The organism is Aeromicrobium sp. CF3.5 (assembly GCF_051262695.1).
Classification (GTDB): Bacteria; Actinomycetota; Actinomycetes; order Propionibacteriales; family Nocardioidaceae; genus Aeromicrobium.
Genome location: NZ_JBIMEZ010000018.1, coordinates 1 through 5,981 on the forward strand (window position 1 = coordinate 1; position 5,981 = coordinate 5,981).

The 5,981-nt window shown below is 59.6% G+C and carries 7 protein-coding genes; 2 read left to right on the top strand and 5 right to left on the bottom strand.

The annotated features are described in order from the left end of the window. Nucleotides 1-194 precede the first annotated feature (194 nt). Nucleotides 195-776: an ImmA/IrrE family metallo-endopeptidase gene (locus ACHAA3_RS16685; RefSeq protein WP_435710222.1), complete on the bottom strand. Its 582-nt coding sequence runs from the start codon at nt 774-776 to the stop codon at nt 195-197. Nucleotides 777-779: 3 nt separating this feature from the next. Then, nucleotides 780-1,136 (bottom strand): helix-turn-helix domain-containing protein, encoded by a 357-nt coding sequence (locus ACHAA3_RS16690; protein ID WP_435710223.1) that lies wholly within the window; start codon nt 1,134-1,136, stop codon nt 780-782. A gap of 138 nt (nt 1,137-1,274) precedes the next feature. Between ACHAA3_RS16690 and ACHAA3_RS16695 the strand changes: the two genes are divergently transcribed. Next, complete coding sequence (locus tag ACHAA3_RS16695; protein ID WP_435710224.1) at nt 1,275-1,517, top strand: DUF2188 domain-containing protein; 243 nt, start codon at nt 1,275-1,277, stop codon at nt 1,515-1,517. A 6-nt stretch (nt 1,518-1,523) separates the two neighbouring features. Beyond that, the gene (locus ACHAA3_RS16700; protein ID WP_435710225.1) at nt 1,524-2,549 is read left to right on the top strand and encodes a beta family protein; all 1,026 of its coding nucleotides are present in this window, start codon (nt 1,524-1,526) and stop codon (nt 2,547-2,549) included. Here ACHAA3_RS16700 and ACHAA3_RS16705 read toward each other — a convergent pair. The 3 genes from ACHAA3_RS16705 to ACHAA3_RS16715 all read right to left on the bottom strand — a co-directional run bounded on the left by ACHAA3_RS16705 (nt 2,506) and on the right by ACHAA3_RS16715 (nt 5,501). Next, a complete protein-coding gene (locus ACHAA3_RS16705) occupies nt 2,506-3,087 on the bottom strand; it encodes a sce7726 family protein (RefSeq protein ID WP_435710226.1) in 582 nt (193 codons plus the stop codon). The two genes, ACHAA3_RS16700 and ACHAA3_RS16705, sit on opposite strands and share 44 nt — an antisense overlap. 106 nt (nt 3,088-3,193) lie before the next feature. Next, nucleotides 3,194-3,844, bottom strand: coding sequence for a DUF6338 family protein (locus ACHAA3_RS16710; protein ID WP_435710227.1), 651 nt, complete (start codon nt 3,842-3,844; stop codon nt 3,194-3,196). Nucleotides 3,845-4,625: 781 nt separating this feature from the next. Next, nucleotides 4,626-5,501 carry a hypothetical protein gene (locus tag ACHAA3_RS16715; RefSeq protein WP_435710228.1) on the bottom strand — a complete coding sequence of 292 codons (876 nt, stop codon included), beginning with the start codon at nt 5,499-5,501 and terminating at the stop codon, nt 4,626-4,628. Between the last annotated feature and the right edge of the window lie 480 nt (nt 5,502-5,981).

The window sequence follows — 5,981 nt, forward strand, 5'->3', positions numbered from 1 at the left end:
TTGGGTCAGTAGTAAAGATCGATAGTTGATGTCGGCTACCACCTCATCTGACGGGTCGATCGGGGTGATCGCTCTATTGGCGCGTGTTCTCGAGGTCAAACCTAGACAGCTGGCTGCCAGACCCGAAAGACGTGGTATCCGGCTAGGTGACGTCTGGATGAAGAACATCGCCGCTTGCCACCTTTTCAGCGCAGTTAACTGATCGGCCGACCCCGAAGTCGCTTGCCGCCCGCAACGTTGTCTCGCCAGGACACCATCTGTATCGAGCATCCGAATCGCTTCGCAACGCTTTCGCGTGACCATCCAGCCTTCGCCGCGTACCTGACAGCCTTTCCGGGCACGAGCAGTGTGCCGGCTAGAAACTGCGCTTCCTCTTCGATCTCGCCGTTCCATGCGCGGCAACCCAGGGCATCGATCGCTTGTGACGGCGGATGCAGTAGTAGCGCGTGGCTTGCTTCATGAAGGAGGTCGCTGTTCTGGCGTCCTTCAGAATGTGCCTCGTTGAAGACAATCATCCGACGACCGGACGGACCAAAGACCGTGACCGCCGAGAGGCTCGATGCCTCATCATCTAGAAGGAATGAGATCGCTTTCGATAGCAACGGGTCTTTGCCGTCGTTGACTGCGGCGAGCTGGGTTAGTGAAACTGCCGGAACTTCAAGTTGTTGAAGTAGTGACATCGGGTCAAGGGCAGCAATGTTCCCGACGCCGATCTCAGCCCGAATGTTTTCAGCCAGTTCCTCAGCCTCTCGACGAAACCCAGAACTGAGAACCATGATTCAACTATGTCGCAACGCCTCGTAAGTGGCCTTTACGACGCGGTCAATGGCGTCGGCGGCTTCAGGTGAGAGGCTTCGGTCTGCGCGAAGGTAGGTCGAAATCATCGCGAGCGGTTCGGGGTCAGGCGCTGTCGTCGTCTGACGTCCTACGAACGCATTGGCATCAAGGTCAGCCCAACCAAGAAGAGCCGCAAGGCTGTCAACGTCTGGTCGCTTTCCTTGCGCTAGGCGCGTAAGCGTTGATTGGCTGATGTTGGCTGCGGATGCGACTTGCTTCCAATTCACTCCGCGAGAAATTCGCACGCCGTCAAGCGCCCTGAAGAAGCCCTCGGCGTCGAAATGGGCCCGATCACTCATTTGCCCACGCTAGCCCATCAAGATATTCGGAAGTAGGAACTGGTTGCAGATGTCGAATCATCGCGGTAGCCTCAACGTCACGGTTCGAATCTAGACCGGGATTTCGAGAAGTGCAATCGGCGCGCAGGAGGAACTGAGATGAATCGGAACGAACGGCATGTTGTACCCGACCCGGCTGGCGGTTGGAAGGTGGTTGCCCCTGGCTCCGATCGAGCCAGCGCCCACCGTGACACGCAAAGTGACGCGATCGATCGCGCGCGCGAGATCGTGCATAACGTGGGTGGTGGCGAGATCGTGATTCACGGTCGCGATGGCGCTATTTGTGACTCGGACACTGTCGCGCCTGGCAACGATCCCAACCCGCCGCGAGACAAGAAGTAGAGGCCTATGAGTCACTACCGCCCAGTCCTGAAGGCGAAACCAGGAGAACTGCAGGCTCTCGGCAACCTCTCCGGTGCGGTGAAAGCAGGTCTGACACCGATCCTTGAACTCTGTCCTGACGATGACGGCCCGGTCGTGGCAGTAGCGAAGGCTATGCAGAAGTTCGGGACCTACCTGTCCGGCTACGGGGTGGTTTGTGTCGACTTTGGACACCTGCCGCACAGCCACGGCAGCAAGGTCATCCCACTGGATGTGGCAACGGAGTTGGCATCAATTGGCTTGAGCGTTGTGCCAGTGGCGCGGATGAACGACTCGGCGGCAGCGCTCTCTTCGGCGGCGACAATCGCTGCTGATCACGGCCAGGGCTTGCTACTTCGGGTCGGTGTCGAAACCTTGGGCAGCACGGTCAGTTTTGACGCCTCGCATGTGTCGGCGCTGAGCAGCGCGCTCGGCCAGCCCATTTCGGAAATTGACCTGGTGCTCGATCTAGGGTCGATTCAGGGTCTAACGGCAACCCAGATTGCCTCACTCGAAGTGCTTCTCGGTACTGCCGGTGCAGTCGGCGCGTGGCGCTCCATCACGGTGAGCGCCGGCGCATTTCCAGATTCCATCAGTGGACTGGCACCCGGTAGTCGACACGACCTGCCGCGGTACGACGCGACGCTGTGGCGCGAACTTACTTCTCGGGGTCACCAGATCGATTTCGGTGACTACGCGGTGAACCACCCCGCGTTGCCTGGTCAAGGCCGGGGGCCTTTGCCGAACCTTCGATACACGAATGGCCACAATTGGGCAGTTTGGCGGGAGTCGAAGACTCGCCCCGGCAACGAATCCTTCTTCGATCTGTGCAAGAAAGTTCTGGTGGACTCAGCCTGGTCGGGGGCAACCTACTCGTGGGGAGACAACGAGATTGCGTTGAAAGCGGCGGAGGCGACCCCGAAAGCTGGGTCAGCGACACAATGGCGCGCGTACGGGACAAGCCATCACTTCACGACGGTTGTCGACCGCCTGGCCAGTCTTGGCGAGCCCTGAGTTGCGTCCGAACCAGTTTTCTTAGGTCCGTCTGGTTGACTGATGAGGCCAGGCGATCCCATACGTACCAACGCGCCATGCCGCTCAAACCCTGCGCCAGGCCGTGGGCGCGAAGCACCTCAACCGCTTCTTCGCGCCAGAGAAGCTGCGCAATGGACATCGAGTCCAGTACCGGGCTTTGTCTTGGGCGACGCAGCTGAGTCAACTGTACTTTTTCAAGCCGGTCGTGGGTCGCCAACATGACTCCCCACCACGCGGGGAGGCGAAGCTCCGCAGCGACCAAGTGACGTTGTGTCACCACGATCCACGAGCGATCCATGACCGACGAGTACGCCTCAATTTGCCCGTCAAGACGTCGCAAAGAGTCGGTGTCACTCTTGATCTCCCAACCATCAAGATGACCGTTGATGAGCGCAAGATCGACTCGTCGTCGCCCCGCACATACACCCATTTCGTGCCTGATCAGAGTGTCGGGTGAGTCTCCGAATCGAGATCTGAGCCGCGAATCGAGTGCCTTTCGGATTTCAAGATCTCGCACAGTTCGACAGTACCGTCTGGGATCCAGGCAAGGTGGGTTTGGACCAGGCGATTGGGTGTGTCACGGCGTGCGTCGAGCGCGGCTCCTGCCAAAATTCGCGCATTCGTCAAAGCCGCAATCGAGGCCACCTTCGAGTCGGCGACGGTCTCTTTGCGTAGCTGACGCTCAGCAGTTCAATTCGGACCTCGGAGATGACGACCCGTTGGAGAAGGGATTTTTCCGGTGTTCCGGTTGCGTCGATTCGAGTAATTGGTGAACGCAGGACGATATCGCGATTCCCTTCATCCAGCGAGAAGTCGCTGCCATGGAGAGCACCTGCGAAACTCGTGCCGTCGGTCAGGTCGACCCTCACGAATGTGTGTTCCCTTTTCCGCTCTGCGAGAACCTCTTGCCAAATTCGTGGGTAGTACTGCTTTGGTCGTACGAGGCGGGTCCCGAATGCCAATAGTCCAGCAAGGACAACTGACCCAGCAATCACGAGGCTTGTGCTTGCTGATAGGTCGCGAACAAGTTGAGGATCCCAGATGCCTCGTCCAATTCGCGAGGCCAGATTCGCGACTTCAGTAGATCGAAAGTAGCTGGCCGCCGCGATCACAACTCCGGTGGTAGCGATTCCTATGCCGAGCACTTCGAGCAGAGATGTGAGGGGCGATGCGTTGGCGCTTGAGTCACGAACGCCCCGTGTCCACAGAAGGTAGAAATACCCCGGGACCAAACCGATCAACAAGAGTACGGGCACCGCTGCGGTTGGAAGCACGCTAGTCGTCAGATGAGGTCGTCGAATCCTGTGCCGTCGGGGTACCGATAAGGGCTTGTGGAATCTCGGAGTCTTCGGCCGGAGGTGAGGAGATCATCTGCGCGCCATGTTCGATCGACTTGCTGAGGTCAATGCGGTCGTCGCCTCGTAGTGACTGCTTTTCGGGCCCCTCATTTGACTCGCTCATGCCACTCATCGTCGCACGATCGTTGGTCGAAGGCGGCGACGACCTTGAAATTTCGCGATTCAGAGTCAGGCCGACAAATTAGATCATCTGAGACAGAGCGGAGTCTGCTGTCAGCTCTCTGGATCGCCGTACCGGCAGGTTCAGTTTTGCAAAAGGGCGGGCATCGAGGGGGTGCGCCGATTCTTAGCCGATGAGGATCGCGAGCCGGCTCGAGCGCACGGTCTGGAGGATCTGCGCCGAGAACGGCTGATGAGCCTATTCAGGTTGACTATCCTGACCGAGCGCTCCACTCGCGAGGGCAAGGTCATTCTCTGAGCGAATCGCTGCGACGACCGACATCGATGAACGGTCAGCGGCGCGGGAGTGGCTCGATTTGACAGCCAGGTACATCGGGTCGCTCAACCCATTCACTCCGAACTTGCGATGCCGGAACCAATCAAGACGACGGCCGCGAATCTTCGTCCCTACCTCGGAGGTTGGAGCTCCTACGGGCCCGACTCCCTAGGACTGTTGTCAGACGGTGCCCAGTAGCCGCGGTCGAATGCTGGCGTGTTGAAGTCGTGGACGAGGCGCTGGTGTTGTTCTCGGACCAGGTCAATCCGAGCCGCCGCCTTCGCTGTCGGCTTGGTCTTGCCGCTGACGTGTCCGCGCGGAGATTCGGCCGGAGAGCTTGCCTTTCGCTGACTTGGCTCGGCCGATCGAATCGTTACGGAAACGTCGAGCAGCATCGACACCGTCTGTTCCATTCTCAAAGGCCTTTGACCGCACGTCCGACGCCGCGCGCTTCCATGGCCTTGCTTCGAGCGACTGCTGTCCACGCTCGATCCCGAGACGTCCGTGAAAGTAGTCAACGGCGATCGCAACCTGGTTGGTCGACTGCACGATGGCCGGAGACTGTCTCGGATGAAAGAGGACCTTCGTGTTGGCTATCCCTGCGGCTGCGTTCATGCGGGCCATCAGCTGGTTGGTGCTCCGCGAGATGATGTCCAGCCGCTTTAGGCGAGCAGCCCTCAGGCCGAGCCGGTGAGCGTCGAGATCTTCTGGAACTGCGTCGAGCACCCGGTCAAGTTCCAGCACGGCAATCGCATCCTGCAGCTGAAAACACCGCGCAAGGACTGCGAACCATTCCTGCGCCTTCGACTGAGTATCGCGGGCCGCATCGGCAAGGTCGCCGACCTTCGACTTGCTCTCCAACAACCTCTCCGCGATGGCATCTAGCTGGCGCAGAGCGTATGCCTGCGTCCTCGCCACTGTCGCCGAGGTGGCCTGGGCTTTCGACCACGTCACTTCGTTGACCCGACCGCTGTGCTCACGCAGGGCCATGGCCTCTTCCAGGACGAGATCGACGCCGATCATGTCGGCGATGACGGCGTCCTTCTGTGCGCGCAGGACGTCGTCAACCTTCTGGTCGATGAGCGCGAGATAGTCGGTGATCTCATCCATGCTCTGCTGCAGGGCTGCCTGCGCCATGATCCCTGCAGCGCCAGCCAGGAGTGCTGGTTGGTGAGCAGTGACCGCGGGCTCTTCGTGAACTCGACGAATCCCCGGACCTGTCCCTTCTTACCCTTCACAACACCCGTGCTGACGCCGGTCTTGGAGTTCTCACGCAACCCGTACTTCTTTACCGCCTCCGCTGATTCCTCGGTCAACTTCACCCAGCGTCCAGATGCTGCGGCGACCTCCGAACCGACCTGCGCTCCGCCAGATCCAGTGCTGAGAACTTTGGCGAGCCGAGGCAGCCCGAGATTCCTCGACTTCAAACCCTCGGAGACGAGGAACCGTTCGACTTCCGCGGCGTCACCGATGACCGCCAAGCCGTCCCCGTCACTGATCAGCTGGATCTCGTTATCGATTGTCGGCTCCTGACGCGAGGGAGCGAGATGAGCCCGCAACCCTGATGGATCTGTTCGCAAGTGAGAAGCGCGCCGCGCGGGAGCAAGGCCTCCAGCG